At 43.1% G+C, this 18,707-nt stretch carries 15 protein-coding genes and 1 tRNA gene; 4 read left to right on the top strand and 12 right to left on the bottom strand.

Annotation, left to right across the window (positions count from 1 at the left end; translation table 11 throughout):
- Positions 1-365 precede the first annotated feature (365 nt).
- The 4 genes from AB6735_RS00830 to bla all read right to left on the bottom strand — a co-directional run bounded on the left by AB6735_RS00830 (position 366) and on the right by bla (position 5,708).
- Positions 366-1,259 (bottom strand): SDR family oxidoreductase, encoded by an 894-nt coding sequence (locus AB6735_RS00830; RefSeq protein WP_370993912.1) that lies wholly within the window; start codon positions 1,257-1,259, stop codon positions 366-368.
- A 383-nt stretch (positions 1,260-1,642) separates the two neighbouring features.
- Positions 1,643-2,221, bottom strand: coding sequence for a Crp/Fnr family transcriptional regulator (locus AB6735_RS00825; protein WP_370993911.1), 579 nt, complete (start codon positions 2,219-2,221; stop codon positions 1,643-1,645).
- A gap of 275 nt (positions 2,222-2,496) precedes the next feature.
- Positions 2,497-4,890 carry an ABC transporter permease gene (locus AB6735_RS00820; RefSeq protein ID WP_370993910.1) on the bottom strand — a complete coding sequence of 798 codons (2,394 nt, stop codon included), beginning with the start codon at positions 4,888-4,890 and terminating at the stop codon, positions 2,497-2,499.
- 95 nt (positions 4,891-4,985) lie between these two features.
- Positions 4,986-5,708 carry a subclass B1 metallo-beta-lactamase gene (gene bla, locus AB6735_RS00815; protein ID WP_370993909.1) on the bottom strand — a complete coding sequence of 241 codons (723 nt, stop codon included), beginning with the start codon at positions 5,706-5,708 and terminating at the stop codon, positions 4,986-4,988.
- Positions 5,709-5,796: 88 nt separating this feature from the next.
- Between bla and AB6735_RS00810 the strand changes: the two genes are divergently transcribed.
- The 4 genes from AB6735_RS00810 to obgE all read left to right on the top strand — a co-directional run bounded on the left by AB6735_RS00810 (position 5,797) and on the right by obgE (position 8,240).
- Positions 5,797-6,258, top strand: coding sequence for a redoxin domain-containing protein (locus AB6735_RS00810; RefSeq protein WP_370993908.1), 462 nt, complete (start codon positions 5,797-5,799; stop codon positions 6,256-6,258).
- Between the two features lie 158 nt (positions 6,259-6,416).
- Positions 6,417-6,493, top strand: a tRNA-Arg gene (locus AB6735_RS00805).
- Positions 6,494-6,545: 52 nt separating this feature from the next.
- Positions 6,546-7,118: an adenylate kinase gene (locus AB6735_RS00800; RefSeq protein ID WP_370993907.1), complete on the top strand. Its 573-nt coding sequence runs from the start codon at positions 6,546-6,548 to the stop codon at positions 7,116-7,118.
- Between the two features lie 120 nt (positions 7,119-7,238).
- The gene (gene obgE, locus AB6735_RS00795) at positions 7,239-8,240 is read left to right on the top strand and encodes a GTPase ObgE (RefSeq protein ID WP_370993906.1); all 1,002 of its coding nucleotides are present in this window, start codon (positions 7,239-7,241) and stop codon (positions 8,238-8,240) included.
- A 319-nt stretch (positions 8,241-8,559) separates the two neighbouring features.
- On the opposite strand, the gene AB6735_RS00790 is transcribed toward obgE, so the two are convergent.
- The 8 genes from AB6735_RS00790 to AB6735_RS00755 all read right to left on the bottom strand — a co-directional run bounded on the left by AB6735_RS00790 (position 8,560) and on the right by AB6735_RS00755 (position 18,676).
- Positions 8,560-10,131, bottom strand: a complete 1,572-nt coding sequence (locus AB6735_RS00790; protein ID WP_370993905.1) for a hypothetical protein — start codon at positions 10,129-10,131, stop codon at positions 8,560-8,562.
- A gap of 145 nt (positions 10,132-10,276) precedes the next feature.
- Complete coding sequence (gene xrtY / locus AB6735_RS00785; RefSeq protein ID WP_370993904.1) at positions 10,277-11,695, bottom strand: exosortase Y; 1,419 nt, start codon at positions 11,693-11,695, stop codon at positions 10,277-10,279.
- Positions 11,695-12,315 carry a class I SAM-dependent methyltransferase gene (locus AB6735_RS00780; RefSeq protein WP_370993903.1) on the bottom strand — a complete coding sequence of 207 codons (621 nt, stop codon included), beginning with the start codon at positions 12,313-12,315 and terminating at the stop codon, positions 11,695-11,697. The genes xrtY and AB6735_RS00780 overlap by 1 nt, the downstream gene beginning before the upstream one ends.
- Positions 12,308-13,447, bottom strand: coding sequence for an XrtY-associated glycosyltransferase XYAG1 (locus tag AB6735_RS00775; RefSeq protein ID WP_370993902.1), 1,140 nt, complete (start codon positions 13,445-13,447; stop codon positions 12,308-12,310). The genes AB6735_RS00780 and AB6735_RS00775 overlap by 8 nt, the downstream gene beginning before the upstream one ends.
- Positions 13,444-14,850, bottom strand: a complete 1,407-nt coding sequence (locus AB6735_RS00770) for an exosortase Y-associated Wzy-like protein (protein ID WP_370993901.1) — start codon at positions 14,848-14,850, stop codon at positions 13,444-13,446. The genes AB6735_RS00775 and AB6735_RS00770 overlap by 4 nt, the downstream gene beginning before the upstream one ends.
- On the bottom strand, positions 14,840-16,000 hold the full coding sequence (locus tag AB6735_RS00765) for a glycosyltransferase family 4 protein (RefSeq protein WP_370993900.1): 1,161 nt from the start codon (positions 15,998-16,000) through the stop codon (positions 14,840-14,842). The genes AB6735_RS00770 and AB6735_RS00765 overlap by 11 nt, the downstream gene beginning before the upstream one ends.
- 56 nt (positions 16,001-16,056) lie before the next feature.
- Entirely contained in the window at positions 16,057-17,367 is a 1,311-nt protein-coding gene (locus AB6735_RS00760) for a glycosyltransferase (RefSeq protein ID WP_370993899.1), read from the bottom strand.
- Between the two features lie 82 nt (positions 17,368-17,449).
- On the bottom strand, positions 17,450-18,676 hold the full coding sequence (locus AB6735_RS00755; protein WP_370993898.1) for a glycosyltransferase: 1,227 nt from the start codon (positions 18,674-18,676) through the stop codon (positions 17,450-17,452).
- Positions 18,677-18,707 lie beyond the last annotated feature (31 nt).

The raw sequence follows: 18,707 nt of genomic DNA, 5'->3' as shown, positions 1-18,707 counted from the left end.
TATGCCACCAGAACCTCATCTGCATATTTACACGTTTGAAATCTGCACACCTGTTTTCAAACACTTTTTAAGCCTTAAATTTTAACACTTTTCGGCTCAAAAACGGGGTAAACACGCTTAAAAATTGATTCAAAACCATCGATTTTAACACTTTTTAACAAATTTCAAAGCGGTTTTTACGTGTTTTAAAAACTTTAAAAAGTATTAAATAATTAATTGTCAAATAACTATGTTAAAATCGGTAGGTTGGCTTCTTTTTTCCTTAACCAAACAGCCCGTTTCTCTTTTTGTTGAAGGGAAACGGGCTGTTGTATATACAAATATACTGAATTTTAGGGAAGGATAAAAATTTAACCGTCCCTTTACTATCCGAAATAAGTTCCTGTTTCCATATCGGCAATAAGTTCAATATGTTTCGGCTGCCAGCCCAGTTGTTCACGGGTTTGGGCGCTGGACGACAGGTTATCCATGCCCGCGAAATGCCCGAACCAGCCAAAGTGATCTGGTGCTTCTTCGGGTGTTTTGCTTACAACCGGTACATTCAGGTGGCGACCGATCACACCGGCTATGTCGCGGAAGAGTACACCTTCTTCGGCAACGCCATGATATCGGACCCCTGCGGAGCCTTTCTCCAGCGCGAGCCTGTACAAACGAGCGGCATCCAGACGGTGCACGGCAGGCCAGCGGTTAAGTCCTTCGCCTACATAAGCCGAAACTCCTTTTTCCCGGGCAAGGCCAATGAGTACAGGCACAAAGCCATGGTCGCCATTGCCATGTACCGTTGGGGGCAGGCGCACCACTGCTGTGCGTACCCCTTGTGCCGCGATGGCCATCGCCGCCTCTTCCGAGGCTACACGGGGCACTGGCGACGAGCTGAAATCGGGCACCGTATCTTCGGTGGCCAGGCCTCCCCCGGCCAGCAGCCCTGTACCCGAGGTGATAACCAGCGGACGATCAGAGCCGATGAGTACCGAGCCCATTGCCTGTATCACTTGCCGGTCTGTTTCGCAGTTGGCTTTAAATTTGGTAAAATCGTGGTTAAAGGCGGTGTGGATAACGCCGTCACACATAGCCGCCCCCACCCGCAGGCTTTCGAGATCTTCCAGGTTACCACGGTGCACTTCGGCACCGGCGACGATAAGGGCTTTTGCACCCGCATCCGAACGCGCGAGACCAAGCACCTTGTGCCCCGCGCCTATTAATTCCTGAACAATGGCTGAGCCTACAAAGCCCGTAGCGCCTGTTACAAATACACGCATGTTTTTTTTGAATTAGATAAATAAAATTTTAAATCGTTTTTAACGATTCAAAATTGGCCAATGCCGCTTCGGGAAAAGAGGACATTTGACGCTGTTTTTCATTTAGGTAAGCTGTTTTTTTTAATGCTTGCTCCCTGGCAGCGTATCTCGTGGGAGCGAAGTAATAACTTATAAAAAGACATTAGGTGGAAATCGGGCGTATATCGACTCACCCCGACATCGCTACGCTTGTCACCCCTCTCTCCGCTTCGCGCATAGAGGGGTTTTCTTTCTTTTTTCTTCACCCTCTTTCCGCCGCAGGCGAAGAGAGGTGGTCCAGCGAAGCGTAGACCGGTGAGTCGACTCTGCGATTTACTTATAACCTCGCAAGTTTGAGTTGTTATCTATCGTTTGAGCTGGGCATGCCGCACACGGCTAAGGGTTTTGAGCGAAAGCCCGAGGTACGAAGCGATCATGTGCAGGGGCACACGCGCAAATACGGTGGGGTAGGTTTGTATAAATTCATCGTATTTTTCTTCGGGTGTTGAACTGATGGCGCTAAAGATGCGATCGCGGCCTAATGTGACATTGCGGGAGATGAGCCGCTCCGTAAAGTATTTTAAGCGGGGGATCTGCGCAAACAGGGTGTCAAAATCACTTTTGGTCCAGAAGATAAGTTCACTGTCTTCTACCGCATCGATATAATAACGGGAAGGGGTATGATTATGTAAGCTTTCGGGCTCGGTAACCCACAAATTCTCTGACGAAAACTGCACAATATGTTCGGTGCCGTCTTCCCGGGTACGGTAGGTGCGTAATATACCTTTGCAAACAAATATCTTGAAGCGGCATATTTCGCCTTCCTGCAGCAGCACCTGTTTTCTGCGCACCTTTCTTTCAACAGCAAAAGAGTGGATCAGCCTGAGTTCATCATCAGACAGCTGCATGTGCTCCCGGAGGTAAGTTTCAAATTCAGCGTACATATAATGATCAAAAATAAGGAAAATACAGAGTGGGGAGTATCCTGTCAATGTAATTAAATTGCAGATTACTCCGCAGGAGTAAAGCTTTGTAGCAAATAAAGGCGACGTGATGGCATGCCGTAGGTATGCAACGGGAGTGCCGTACCTACGGCTTGTTGATTATGTGATGGTTTTGAAAGGAACGCGACTGCGGTAATTGATAAGTTGTTGAAGATGTAGTGAATTATAGTCTCCGTGCGCATGTTGTGTGTATAGCTCGTGATTTATAAATCTGATTATTCGCTTCTTAAACTGTCAACCGGATTGCTATGCGCGGCTCTGAATGATTGCGAACTGATGGTGACAAAGGCGATAACAAGCGCGCCAACTGCTGCCGAAAGCAGCATCCACCATTGAATATTTTGCCGGTAAGCAAAGCCCTGCAGCCATTTGTTCATGATTAGCCAGGCCAGGGGCGTAGCGATAAGGATGGAGATGAAAACCAGCTTGATGAAATCTTTAGAGAGCATAGCTACTATTGTAGAAACACCAGCCCCTAATATTTTGCGTATACCTATTTCCTTATTGCGTTGCTCGGCCGCATAAGCCGCCAGGCTGAATAAACCCAGGCAGGCTATAATGACGGCTAACGTGGTAAATGCTATAAAAAGATTTCCCATACGCTGCTCGGTTCGGTACAGGGCATCAAAATCGGCATCCATAAATGAATATTCAAAATGTTCATGCGGGGCTGCTGTTTTCCATGTAGCTTCAATCCGGGCCAGCATTGCCGGTAAGTTATGCGTGTTTACGCGTACACTTAAGCGGGCCAGCCAATCATTTTGCATTACCATTACCAAAGGCTCTACATTATCGCGCAGCGAACTAAAATTGAAGTCTTTTACCACGCCAATGACTGTATATTTTTTCTTAATATCTTTCCCTACGCCTGTATAAAGTGGTTTGTTGACAGGATCACCGTGATAACCTAATATTTTGGCTGCTGTTTCATTGATAACTACGGCTGATGAATCTGTTTTAAGCTGGGCTGAAAAGTCGCGTCCTTGCTTCAACTCGATACCCATTGTGTTTAAATAATCTTCATCAACTTTCCAGAGTTGGGTAGATTGTCCGTTGTTTTGATCGGTAGATATAAAACCAATCGACCGGTAACCTCCAACAGGTAAAAAGCTGGTTAATGTGGCATTCACAACACCAGGCAGCTGTTTAATTTGCTGTTTAAATAGCTGGGTATTATTGAGGGTATTTACACTGTTAATAGTAAGCATCTGGCTGCGGTTAAAGCCAAGATCCTTATTTTGAATATAATGCAACTGATTATAAATAACCAGTGTGCCGATAATGAGAAAAATGGATATGGAAAACTGAAAAACAACCAGGGTACTGCGGAGTGTACCGCCTTTAAAACCGGAGGCTAATTTCCCCTTTAAAACATCCACCGGTTGAAATGCCGAAAGGAAAAATGCGGGGTAGGAGCCGGCGATGATGCCAACAAATAGAACAATGACAAGTAAGGCAGGCAATAACCAGCTTAAGGTTTGCAGCGTTATGCTTAATTCCTTGTTGGAAAAATGGTTAAAAAGTGGGAGCAAAGCCCAGGCGGTTAGCACTGCTATCAAGGCAGCCGCAAAAGTTACTATTAATGATTCGGCCAAAAACTGGAAAACGAGGTGCCTGCGTGACGAGCCCAGCACCTTGCGTACACCAACCTCACGGGCACGGTTCGCGGAGCGGGCTGTGGATAGGTTCATGAAATTGATACAGGCCAGCAATAAAATAAATATAGCCACCGCCGAAAATATGTAGATATATTGTATGTTGCCGTTAACACCAAGCTCTCCCTGCCGGTTTGATTGCAGGTGGATATCTTTTAAGGGTATTAAACTAAGCTTGAAATAATTGCTGCTCGATTTGAATTTTTTATAATCAAAATCGGCATGGGCCAGATTTCTATCCATTAAGGGATTCAGCTTTGCTTCAAAGCGTTTATAATCGGTTCCGGGTTTAAGTAGTACATAAGTTTTAAACGGGCTAATACTATTCCACTGGCCTTTTCCAACGGCATTAGCAGCAAATAGAAAATTAGCTTTAAAGTGCGATTGCATAGGCATATCGCGCATTACCCCGGTTATTTTATGACTGCTGCTATCGGTAACCAGGAAAAGTGTTTCGCCTACAACATTGGTGCGGTTAAAATATTTTTTAGCCATCGATTCGGTAATCACAATAGCATTTGGTTCGGTTAGTGCCGTTTTGGAATCGCCGGAAAGCATGGGGAATGTGAAAATATCAAAAATGCCTGGCTCGCAATAAAAGGTGGCCCCTGTCTCACTTATAATCTCATTTCCCTTTTTAAAACGGATATTTAAAGAGGGAGTTATCCTTACAGCCTTTTCAACTTCTGGAAACTCCCTTACCAATGCGTCGGCAAGTGGGATAGGGCTGCCTGCAAAATATGATACAGTACCGTTATATTTCAGATCGGTATTTACCCTGTAAACTCTTTCATATTTGGTATTGTACCGGTCGTAACTTAACTCATCAACCACAAAAAATATAATGAGCAAACAGATGGCCAAACCCAAGGCCAGACCCAGGATATTGATAAATGTAAAACCTCTGTTTTTTAAAAGGGTACGTACCGCGATTTTTAAATAACTCCTGATCATAGCTTATAGGGTTTGATACGCTAAAGCTATAACTAAATATTTAGTTAATAAAATTAATTTAAAATAATCACTATTCAACGGTAACAGAAAGAGGACTATTTCTGCTTCACTATGTCAATAGTATGGTTCAGCATCAGGGTATCGCCCTGCCAGCCCTGGTGCCCGGGGATAAGGTATTTGATATTCTTAAAACGGGTTTTTACCCGGTTTACGCTCAAAGGCCATTCGGCAATATTGCCATCGGCTGTATAACCCTTTTCGTCGGTATCCATGCTTTTGATCAGGCAGCCGCCAAACAATACTTTGGTTTGGGGCAGCCATATCACAATGTTGTCTTTGGTATGGCCCTCGCCGGGGAAATAGGTTTGCACTTTTACGCCGCCAACGTTAAAAACGGTGTCTTTAGTAAAAGTAAACTCAGGCTGCTTGTCGTTGTGTTGTTTGGCCAGCTGTTTGGTTAATACGCTGGTATAGGTTTTGGTGCCGTTCTTTTTTAATACGTCGAGCCCCGCGGTACGGTCAGTGTGAAAATGAGTGGATATACAGAGCGCTATTTTTTGATGGTAACGTTGTTTGATGGTATCTATCAGCTGCCGGGTCTGGTCTTCATCCCAGGGGGTATCAATTAATACAATGCCGGCAGGTGTTACTATATAAAGGCCATTGGCCGGGAATGGCGTTTTATCGTCAGGCAAACCATAAGAAATATACACATATACATTGCCTGTTAAATGCTGGGTACTGATGCGGAACGGCCTGGTTTGCGCTTTGACGAAAACGGATGAAAGCAGGAATAAAGTAAACAATAGGTGTTTCATGGCTTAAAATTATATTAAACGAATTAATTACCCAGCGATTACCAATAAGGCCGGTAATTTTTATTTATTTGTAATCAAAAAATTAACTATGACATTACAAGCAGGCCAGGCGGCACCTCAATTCTCTTTATTATCAACTGATATCAAGTCGGTATCATTAGCCGATTTTAAAGGCAAAAAAGTAGTTGTACATTTCTTCCCATTAGCTTTTACCGGTGTTTGTACCACGCAGTTGTGTACCATGCGCGATAGCTTTGGTTATTATGACGGATTGAATGCCGTGATATTAGGTATATCTGTGGATTCGCCTTTTACACTGGCTAAATTCAAGGCCGAGAATAATTATCAGTTCGACCTGCTGTCGGATTTTAACAAAGAAGTATCGTCTGCTTACGGCGCCTTGTACGAAGAATTTGTCCTGGGCCTGAAAGGTGTTTCTAAGCGTTCGGCCTTTGTGATCGACGAAGAGCAGAATATTATATACGCCGAAGTGCTGGAAGATGCCGGCCAGCTGCCCGATTTTGCAGCGATAGCCGAGATAGTAAAGTAATTTTGAGCTGATGCATGGCTGCCGGTTTAAAAAGAGAAACGGTTTAGTAAGCATCAGATCAGCTATTTGGCTACTCAGAAAAAATAATTCAGAAAGTTATTTTAAAAAAGTTTGCAACGGACGGTGAAAAATTCTATTTTTGCATTCCGTTTCAAAAAGCACTTGTAGCTCAATTGGATAGAGCACCTGACTACGGATCAGGAGGTTAGGGGTTCGACTCCCTTCAAGTGCACCATAACGTTAAGCCTTTCCGTGTAGTACCGAAAGGCTTTTAATTTGTATAGAGCATGCTAAATCTGGTATTGTTTGGCCCTCCCGGAGCAGGGAAAGGGACTCAGTCGCAAAAGCTTATTGAAAAACACGGTTTAATACACCTTTCAACAGGCGACCTTTTACGCGGCGAAATTGCACAAGGAACAAAGCTTGGTTTAGAGGCGAAAAAACTAATGGATGAGGGGATGCTGGTTCCGGATGAGGTAGTTATAGGGATGATCAGCAACAAGCTGGATGCCAATAAAGATGCCGAAGGGTTTATATTTGATGGCTTTCCGCGTACTGTGGCGCAAGCCGAAGCATTAGACCAGCTGCTAAAATCAAAGGAATCGGCTATATCAGGCATGATAGCGCTTGAAGTAAATGACGATGAACTGGAACATCGCCTTTTATTGCGCGGTAAAGAATCAGGTCGTGCTGATGATGCCAACCCGGAAGTTATCCGCAAACGTATTAAAGAGTATAATGATAAAACGGCGCCGGTTGCTAATTTTTATAAAAACCAGCATAAGTTTACCAGCATAAACGGTATAGGCTCAATTGACCAGATATATAAGGCAATTGATACCGTTATCGAAAATTATTAAGTAAAAAGACAGTCCGCAAGTCGGGTAAGTCAGTAAAGTCCGGAAGTTGAGACATTCAAAATTCTTAGCCTTCCGGACTTTACTGACTTTCGGACTTTCCGGACTAAAAAAGGAAAAGAAATGTCGCAGGGTTCCAATTTTGTTGATTATGTGAAGATCTGTTGCCGCTCGGGCCACGGAGGGGCGGGCTCTGCTCATTTACACCGTGATATATTAACATCCAAAGGTGGTCCGGATGGTGGCGATGGCGGTCGTGGCGGTCATGTAATCGTTAAAGGCAATGCCCAGCTCTGGACAATGCTTCACCTCAAATACCGTAAACACGTAATTGCCGGCGATGGTGATTCGGGTGGCAGCTCTTTAAGAAGCGGAAAAACCGGGCGCGACGAGATATTGGAAGTACCCCTGGGTACAACCGTAAAAAATGCCGAAACAGGCGAGATCATTTTCGAGATAACCCAGGATGGGGAAACAAAAATATTAACACCCGGCGGTCGCGGTGGCTTAGGCAACTGGCACTTTAAAACCGCTACCCAGCAAACACCCCGCTTTGCGCAACCCGGTGAAGATGGCAGGGAAGACTGGAATATACTGGAACTGAAAATATTGGCCGATGTAGGTTTGGTAGGTTTCCCCAACGCGGGCAAATCAACCCTGCTTTCGGTAGTATCTGCTGCCAAGCCCGAGATTGCCGATTATGCCTTTACTACCCTGGTGCCCAACCTGGGTATTGTATCGTACCGTAATAACCGCTCATTTGTAATGGCCGATATTCCGGGAATCATCGAGGGGGCATCACAGGGTAAAGGTTTAGGCTTCAGGTTCCTGAGGCATATCGAACGTAACTCGGTGCTGTTGTTCATGGTACCGGCCGATACCAACCGCACCATAAAAGAAGAATACGAAATTTTACTGAACGAGCTGCAGCAATACAATGCAGAGCTTATGCACAAGCCCCGCGTTTTGGCAGTTACCAAAATGGATATGCTTGATGACGAGCTGCAGGCCGAAATGAAAAAAGAACTCCCCGAGGGAGTTCCTTCTTTATTCATATCCTCCGTAGCGCAAAAGAACCTTACGGAACTAAAAGACCTCCTTTGGACCGAGATCAATAAAAGATAAAGTCCGAAAGTCAGTAAAGTCCGTAAGTCGGAAAGATAGAGTCCGAAAGTTTGGAGTGTTGTAACGCGCTGTCCGAAGTCTCTGACTTCGGACTATTATGTTAGTAGTCTTTAGACTACATGAAGCAGTGTAGTTGCAAACTACAGGCATAGTCATTCGAAGTCAGAGACTTCGAACAGCGCGAGCAGTAAAGTCTGCAAGTCGGAAAAATAAAAGATAAAGTCCGAAAGTTTGGAGTGTTGTAATTTCCAAACTTTCGGACTTTATCTTTTACTCCTATTTTATCTTCCGAACTTTACTGACTTCCGGACTTCCCGACTCACTTAGCCGAGTACAACACATAATCATTACTCAGCATATCCATTTTAAAGCCTTTGTAACCTGGGAAACACTTGCGTATGATGTTTGACTTTGGCCCCATGTAACTTGCCGGTAACAGAATAAATATTGGCCCTGCGTGGCCACGGTGTACGTAGCTGTCATAATCAATTTTAATATCCGAGTCTATGGGGTCTAACGTAATAAAACGGTTGTGGTTGATCTCCAACCCCAGATCTGGACTGATAAATACAAAAAGGGCGTTATTGTTCTTTTTGTCGAGATCCATAATATAGTTCAATGATGGCTGATCAATAAACATTTGGGCCAGGCCAGACGTACCCCTAGCATTTACATTTTTGTTTTGCAGATAACCCGGTATAAAATAACGAAAACTAAAAAAGGCGATCACCATACAAATAAATCCGAACGCCGCTTTGTAAAATACCCCGCTCTGGCTTATTAAATAAACCACCCCGGGTATAATTAACAACCCGATTAAGCGCAGGTGCCTGGCTTCGTAAGAGATATATGCCTGTTTCAAAAAGTTGTATCCAAAAAACAATATCGCCACAGAATAAAAAACGATGAGCAGCCGTGTATACTTTTTATCGGGGACTTTACGCACTATACGGCTCACCAGTAATATACTCAATACAGCCGCTATTACCACAATAAACACCGCCCAAAAATGGTTTAACATGGCCGAATCATCATGATATATCAGGCCGCCCATTATATCATCAACCGAAAAACCGGCCAATATAGGTGAGGCCATCGGGAAGCTAAAAGTTTCCCAGGCCAGTTTTATACCGCCGGCTCCTGAGGCCGGTGTGATGCCTTTGGAAAGGTAAAATTTGTATATCACGGCTAATGACAGTACAGCGGGTACGCCTATCCAGAAGCCTTTTTTTATCCAGCCCCATATACTCGTTTCGCCGGATGACAATGTGATCCATAAGTAAATACAGCCAGCTCCGTATATCCATAAAAATGACGATTTGCAGCAAAAGCCTATCCAGCCCGAAATGATCAGGAATATGACGATCTTCCACCCTGGTTTATCTATAGCCGCACAGCCATACAAGAACCATCCGGCGAAGCCGAAAAGTAAAACCTCGCCACCATTGTAAAAAACATAAGGAACAATAAATGCCTGCTGACAAGCAATAACTAACACGCTGATAGCGGCTACCAAAGGTGTAAAACCTACCTTTTTGAAAAACAGGTAAAAGGCAGCTAAACCCGATAAAGTAAATAAGGTAACCGTAACTGCCGCTGCTTTGCCGGTGTTTATACCCAAAAGGAGTTTGAAAACATAAGGAAACAGGTATTGCCCCGGCGACCACCAGGTTAAAAACTCAGCCGAGTTTTTAGCGACATCGGCAGGATCGGGTTTGATGGCCATATTAAAACCGCCGCCCATTTGCATGGCACGCAGTACCTGGAAACCCCAGCAGGAATCAGGAAAAATGGAAGTAGGATACAGGTATATCATGGTACCCAAAATAAGTACGAGGATACCCAGCGCCGCTAAAATAATCTGGTGGATGTGAGACTTTTGTGTTGACATAAGTTGTTTAGGCTTGATAGGTAGATAGATCCGTTTTATAAGGAGAAGCAAGAATTAAGAGTCTGGAATCAAGAAAAAAATAGACTGCTCTTGTTCGTATTTTCAATAAAGAAATAAATTTTTTATAAATCATTTGTTTTTGCCTTTATCTTGATTCCTGACTCTTATATCTTGCCTTTTTATCGTCTCTTTTAACCCAAAAGTAAAGACTGATCATAATCAAGATGTAGATAATGATATTAAAAATAGTATGATGATCAATTATCCCATTTGTTTTTTTATTCCAAAACAAGGCTAACAGTACAAACCGGATAATGTTTAAAAATTGAATACCTAATAAGCCAGATCCCAGAAATAAGATTTTTGACCTGAATTGTTTAGGATAAGCGATCACAAATGCCGAGAAAAAGCTCATGACCCCAAGCCCCAGGCAATCATAGGCTAACCGGATAGCGCCTTTGCCCGCTACCAGCAGATCAATATGATTATAAATTACATCAAAACCGAGTATGTTAAGTATGATGGCGCTGACTGATAATAAAAGGGTTCGTAAACCCTGTATATAGTTTAAATAAGTAGCTAAAAAAGCATTGTAATGATTACCGGGACTGGTTAAGCCCAGGAACAGAATATTAAAGTAATAGAATAAGAGGAACAGGACTATGAATTTAAAGGCGAATTTTAAGGGAGAGGGTTGGTTACCAGCAACCCGCTTTGGAGTGGAGTTGAGTATTTCATCAATCTTTACATCGACAATAAGCCTGAACCAAAATCCCTGTAAAAAATGGAATATGATACCGGTGCGGCCATCCAATATCCCTAACTGAAAGATCATACGGTGGCCGAAGTATAGCAAAGGTCTTACGTAACGTGGCAGCTGCCACCATAAGCGTTTAAGCCAGGCAGTACGTTCATCGGGCGAACCTAACAAGCTTGGTTTCAGTGTTTGGCGCCGGAGGTTTTGCATCCGTTCTACTTCTTCCCGCGCCACCAGGTCGCTGTAACGGTTATGTTTATCTATCCAAAAACTGATGTTGTTCTCTTTTAAATTCTCCTCTAAAATATGTCCCTGCTTCCAAACAATGGTTTTACCCGGAACAATAAAGCGGTGATCCATCCCCTCATTCAGATCAGAATACCCGGCCTTATAGCGGAACATTTTGAGCAGATAAATGGGGTAATATCCCCCATGTTTGATCCAGCGGCCCTTAAAAAAGTTTTTGCGGTTAAAATAGATGCCATTAATATCCCCGTGGTCCTCGTCCTTAAAATTAAACAGCAGCTCTTTTAATTCGGGGGTAACTATCTGGTCGGCATCAAAGCAAATAACCCAGGGAGTTTGTATATCAAAAATCTTCAATGCATGGTCCCATTGTTTGGGATGATTTTTAAACGGATGCTGTTGCACAACTGCTCCTGCTTGCTGTGCTATTTGGATGGTTTGATCGGTACTGCCCGAATCCAGTATAAAAACAGGCGCGTTTAATAGAGCTATCGACTCCAGCAAACGGGGCAAATGCTGCTCTTCGTTATAAGTAAGTATGATGACTGAATAAGGGACCATCAATTCAATTTAGCTTTTATCAACATTGATTTCCATAAATAAGGCCAGCGCCCATTACCTTTAAACGAAGTAACTGTAAAACCGGCATTTGACAATGCCTGGCTCAGTGTTTTTTTTGACCATAATTTAATATGCCCGCCAAGCCAGAGCGGGTTCATGTGGCTGTCCCATTTGTTAAAAATGCTGAGCACCAGGTTTTTTATATATCCGTGATAAGGGGTTGATACCACTAATTCGCCGCCTTGTTTAAGCTGTTTTTTGCAGAACAGGATAAACGCCTCGGGGTTGTACAAATGTTCAATAACCTCGGTAGTGATGATGATATCAAAGACTATATTTTGTAATTGTTGGGGTAAATTATCAGATGATAGGTCCTGAACAAAAAAACGATCGGGATTTTTTTGCCGGGCTATGCTGATACCTTCTTCAGAGGCGTCAGTTCCGTAAGCGTTGTAACCCAGCTCAATCAAATAATTAACGAGGTAACCATTACCACATCCCAGATCCAGTATATGGTGATGCCGCGACTGATCAATCATGCCAAGCAGGTCATGAAGCTGGTAGCTTAAATTGTGTGTTGGCTTATCATTATGATAACCATAGTTGTTATAATCAGCCATGGGAAATGATGTTTGTATACATATTCATGTACTGGTTGATCAGGTTGCTTTTATCAAAGCCGGCTTCAATTACCGAAGGGGCGATTGTCCGGATACGGGCTAACTCAGCCTGTTGACCGCTTATTAAATTCAACTGGCTGGCTAATGAACGGCTGTCTGGTGCGCATTGCCAGCCCAGGCTTTTTTGAACCACATAAGCCGACAAGCCTACAAATTCGCTTAACAATACCGCTGTTCCCTGGCTTAAGCTTTCAATAACTACGTTCCCGAAATTTTCATCGAAGGATGGCAGCACCAGCAGATCATGCTCCTTTAAGAGATCAAATTTATGTTCGTTTTGAAAACCTATCCAGTTAACACTTTGTTCTTGGCCCTTGTTTTTTACCAGTTCCTTCAATCCATTTACATAATTACTGTCGCCATCGCCGGCTATGGTCAATGTAAAGGGGAATGTTAGATCAGGCAACGCATTAAGCAGTATATCCAAACCCTTTTTTTCTTCTATCCGGGAAAGGAAAATTAATTTAAATATGGCACCCCGCTTGCCATCTGCCATGTGATTTAATGAAGGTAGTTTAACCAGGTTGGCAATATTGAAAATACTTTTAGGATGAACCAGGCTAAGCATAGCCTCTTTCTCTCTATCAGTAGTTACATGGCAGTACGACCGTTTAAATAGAGGTTTTGTGAGCAGATGATGAATGATCTTTTTAATGACCTTGTTTTTGTTTTGAAAAGAATAAGGACTCAATGTACCCCTGGCCGAAATCACAACAGGTACCTTGCGCCATACGGCTATGAAGCACGATAAAACCGAAACCGTATTCCACCAGGCCTGGATGTGTACCACATCATATTTTTTAACGTTTCGCCAAACCGATTTTAATAACGTCGGTGAAAAGTGGGTATGATCTTTAGTAATTCGTTTAAAGTAGATAACAGTGACCCCATCAATATTTACAGCTTCATTCGGAGCCACCGAAAGTTCGTTTAACCCATTAGCGGTTGTAGTATACACCATGATCCTGCAACCAGCATTAGCCAATTGTTCGCACAGCATGGCTACCGACATAATGGGCCCGCCATAGATAAACGCAGGTTTGTAAGAAGCCGAGATCTGTAAAACTTTCAAGCCTTTTGAAGGATATGGGTTGCCGTAAGTATTTTATGAATAACGAGCATGGTAATATAACTCCAGAATACACTGTTAATTAAAAACTCGAAACTTAACCCGCGCCACAGGATTTGAAATAAACCACTAAAAATAAGCGCTGTACCCAGAATATAACCGCCAAAAAGTTTCTCGGCCTGCAGAGCGATCAGCTGAGCGATAGCGCCATAGGCAAATAAACACAAAAGTACACCTAAGGCCCCTCCCGAAAGATACGCATCAACAATAAACGCGGGCTTAGCAGACACATTGGAAAAACGGTTAATAACCCCGGCATTGTAAACCCGTTCCATAACCATTTCTTCGGTAATGGGTTTGGACGGCCAGAATATACGGGGGATAATGGCTGTTCCGGATTGTTTAAGCAGGGTAATACCGTAATAATCTACCTGCTTGGGGGTTGATTGCACAAAGTGTGTAAACATATCAATTTCGCTTAAGCGGTTCACCAAGAACGACCAATTGGAATCATCATCCTCTGCATCATTATTTAAGGTAGCATCCAATGCCAGCTGACTGGCCTCGGTGGCGTTACTGTTACCAGACCATGCATTTTGCCTGAAAACACGATTGTAGGTAGGTAAAAAAACAAATAACAATAGCATCAAGGGAACAAAGGTAAAGGTCACCGCTTTTTTATAATTGGGATATAGAAATATACCCAAAACCAGTACGCTTACAATAATGGGCTCTTTAAACCCCGAGATGAGCGATTGATAAAAATTAAAACAGTAAAAACCAATACATATCAGCGTGTTGCCTACTTTTTTGAGTGGTATAGCAAAGGCCAGAGCCAATGTACCTGCAATAAAACTAAGCGAGTTTAATTGATTATAGAATTGGGATAGGCCCTGGATTTTTAAAAACAAAATAGATACAGGAAAACTAACCATCGCAAATAACATTAGCAGGCGGGTGAGTTTTTGCGTATCTACATGGTAAATCTTTTCGGTAGAATAGTTCATAAATATCAGTATGCCTAAAACAAGCGAGGCATGCCCCAGGCAATAATAACGCTGACATTGCGCGGTGAGCAGCAGCTTTTCATGGTCAACCAAAATATAGCCTTGTTTCACAAAATTCTCGTAGCCCATTACATCCATGAAATAAAAAATGGATGTACAGGCCATGTACCCGGCAAAAATTATCTGGACTAAAAAAATGGGGCGCATTAACTGGCCTGCAATGCTCCTGTCGGCAGGGAGGGGTTTTATCCACCCGCTTAGCGAAAGCCAGAATATTAAAAACGAACCAAGCCAGGCAATAAAATAAGAGAGCACCGGATCGCCTTTTAATAAAAAGGAGAGTCCCCAGGGTAAAAATAGTACGATAAACCGCTCCAACGGAGCCTGATTAGTTCGCATGGTTGTGCTTTAGTGTATTTAAAATGGCAGCCACTTGTTTGTCAAAGCTCCAGTCGGCTATTTTACGTTGGGCATTGGTACCTAAAGTTTTTAGCCTTGATCTGTCTTTTAAAAGTTCGCCGAGCTTTTGGGTAATATCTGATAAATTTTCCGAATCAAAAATATCACCCGTTAAACCGGGTATCACCAGATCGGCGGCACAACCTACTTTGTTGGATACCAGCACCGGTACTCCGGCAGCCATGGCCTCATTGACCGCAAGCCCCCAGGTTTCGCCAGGACCTTTGGATGGCAGACAAAAAAGATCAGCGGCCTGGTATACCACCGGCATCAATAATTGATTTTGAAAGTCCATAAAATGGATACGCTTATTGATGCTGGCCTTAGTTTTTAAGGGTATCTCAAAAATACCGCTCCCCACGAGTAATAAGTGCGCGCCTGGTTTATTTAGCGCTAAAAAAGTATCGATGAGTAATTGGGGTGACTTTTTATGTTCAAATTTACCTGCGAAAAGTATCAAGGTATCCTCCTCCGCAATACCAAGGGTTTGCCTTAATTTTAAAGCCTCTAAGTTTCTGTCGGCGCTAAATCTTGCGTTATCTATAGCGTGCGGGGCAAAGGTTAGTTGTTTGTCTGTTAATCCGTATTTTTTAAAATAAGTTTTATTATTAGTGCCTACATAAAAAGCATGATCGATATGCCGGTAAACCCATTTTAAAAAAACGGATCTTAGAAATGCGCGGATGCCGGGTTTTATATCCAGAAGAGTAGAATCACCCCTGAAATAGACAGGTAGTTTATGGTGATAATAACGAATAGCTTTTAGGTGACTATGATAGGCCCAGCCAAATACCAGTAATGCGTTGGGCTGCCATTGATTGATCTGGTCGATCAAACCAGGGTTAATGATCCCGTTACGGTGATGCGAGCCCGGATCAGATGCCGTGTTGGTTACCCACTCAAAATCGTATCCCTGCAACAAGGGAATGTCCCAGTCGATTTTTTGTCCGAAACCGGGATCAAATTTTTCCATGGCTTTTTCGCCCCAGGTATAAAATACCCTGATCTCCATGTCCGGGTTTTCGGCCAGCAGTTTAAAAACCGGGGCGTAATATTGTACCGGATGGGTGGCTATAATGGCTAAACGCATAGTTTGCTGAGAGACAAGAGTTGAGAGTCAAGAATCAAGAAAGCTTGTATAATTAATCAATATTTACTGTCTTTATTCTTGACTCTCAACTCTCTATTTAATACCTGGTTAAAAAGTCGACACTGATTTACCGTCATTTGTTTTGCCGAATATTTCTTGATCGCTTTTTGATCATATAAAGCCGGCTCAGGATCGTGGTTATTTAACTGCGAAAAGAAGTCGTTGATATTTATTCCCGTAACGCTTTCATAATCATAAACGTGTTTTACACCATACTCCCGAAGTATCGGTATCGCCGAACTTTTTTTGTTGAAAACAGCCAGCAAAGGTTTTTGAGTAAGCAGGTACGGATAAATTTTTGACGCCGTATATTGCGGATTATCCGAGCCCAGGATAAAAAGCCCATTGGCCTGCTGCAGGGTGAGCAGGGTATGATAATAACTGAGCCGATCGGTTATCTCAACAACATGATCTGCTACCCCATATTGTTGGGCAAGGGGTAATATACTTGGCTTACCCTCACCGGCCGGGGCATAACTGGTACCGATAAAATAAAACTTCAGTCGGCTGTAAAATGTGTTTTCCCGATCAGAGAGCCCTTTTTTAAGCGCTTCAAATACGGGAATTATGGCTTGGTGCATATCGGTACCACCGCGACCCGTATAAACAATATTGATAAACCGGACATCTAACAGGTTAGCAAATCTCGTTTGGTTTTCACGGGCGATGGACAGATCAGGTTCAAAAGCCCCGAAAGTGATTACTGCTGAGGGGATGTTTTTTATAACCGGATATCTGCTTTTCAAATCATCGATATAACCTTCAGAAACACTGATTACCCCATCGGCATTTTTTATGGCGATGGGTTCCAGGAATTTATTTAAACGGTACGAGAACCAGTATTTTGACGGCTGCTGTGCTCTGGGTTTATCCTGGTAATAGTCAGAATGCCAAGGATCCTGCATGTCAATAACGTAAGGGATCCCAAACTTTTTTTTCCAATAGGCGCCTAAAATACAAACCGGGAATTGTGTGGTTGAAAAATAGATCAAATCAAATTTTCCATCTTTTAAAAGCCGGTTAACTTTATGCCGATAAAACCAAAGCGACCGTAAAGCAATACTCCCCAGCCCCAGTTTGGATGTCCAGCGTTTATTCAGGGCTTTAACCTTATGAATCTTGATATCACTGGGGATACTTTGAAGCAACAGAGGATCGATCTGGATATCCGTATAATGCTCATCCACCATCACCACTTCCACACTCCAGCCATTGCTGGCAAAATAAGGCAAGCTCATGCGCACCCGTTGCATGTCGGCCGCATTTACCGGCGGAAAGTAGGGCGATATGATGAGGAGGTTTTTCAATTTAGTATCAAGTAGTTAGTATCAAGTATCAAGATATCTTGTAAGTCGTAAATGCTATTTTTAAAAGTCACGATACTTGATACTAACTACTTGTTACTGATTCTACAACACGCTGAAATATCCGGCTTTCATTTTCCCAGTTTAGCTCTGTTTGCCCCAATTGATAGTTCATTTGCTTTGTTTGAATTAAGCTTTCGGGGTTTTCAGCATATTCCAATAGGCAATTGGTGAGGGAGGTAATATCGTCTTTTTGATACAGGCAGCCCGTGGTTGGATGTTGCTCCATAAAAAGGCGTTGTGCCTGGGTATCGCTGGCAATAATGGCGAGACCGGCCTGTATGTAAGTGAAAATTTTATTGGTGAGGCAAATATCCCTGTTTAGGTTTGGTGCCGTTTCTGTGGCCATGCCAATATCAAACTGAGCGGCGAATTTGAACAGCTCATCCGGGGCAATGGGTTTGTGAAAATGAATTTGACCGGGTGCAAGATGATTGTATTCTGCCAGCTCCATAATGGCCAGTTCATTCCCTGCAGAGCAATTTCCCAGCAGGTGTAACTCTGTTGGTTTGTCGATAAGCGCCATCGCCTCAATAATGTTTTCGATCCCCCGCTCAGCTCCGATGGTTTGGGAAAACCAGAAAAGTTTCAAAGGTAATGCTGTATCGGTGTTTGGTCTGATAGGAAGATCAGTTTTGGGGAAAACATTATTGATCACTACCGGATCCAAATAAGGATAAACCTGCTTATAGTTTTGCGCAATAAGCGGACTTGCCGCCGTAAAATAATCTGTCTGAGGAAAGTATTTTTCTTCGATAAATTTATTCAGCAGATAGCCTTTTTCAGTTTTGGTTTTAAACTGGCCCGAATGCATGTCCTCGGCATCATATCCTACTCTGGCATGGTTGAATTTTGCTGCCAGAACGGCCGCAGGTAATGCTCCGAGATTATGGGCGATATACAGGTCGGTTTGGATGGATCTGGCGATATACAGCGCCTCAGCATGAGTACGGGATATGGCATTTTCGGGAATGCCGAAAGCTTTGGTATAGTTAAAAAGACGCAAGCTTGTTTTTTGCCGCAAACGTGTTTTGTAATAGCTTAGTTTTTCATGTACAGGATCGCCCCCACAATAAATGTATACACCTTGGTTCCTGTTGATGATCTCCTGATCAAATTCCCGCGCCCAGCCCTGATAGAAACAGCAGATCACCTTAACCTGGTATCCCAGCTTAATTAAGGTTTCGGCTTCCTTAACCAGTCTTGGATTTGTACTTGGCTGCCCGGTGGTAATGAAGGTGATGTGTTTCACGTTGGGTTAAGGGTCAAGAACCAAGCATCAA

Source organism: Mucilaginibacter sp. RCC_168, from assembly GCF_041355315.1.
Classification (GTDB): Bacteria; Bacteroidota; Bacteroidia; order Sphingobacteriales; family Sphingobacteriaceae; genus Mucilaginibacter.
Note: the sequence above shows the minus strand (reverse complement) of the source record. Positions and strands in the feature narration are given on the sequence as shown.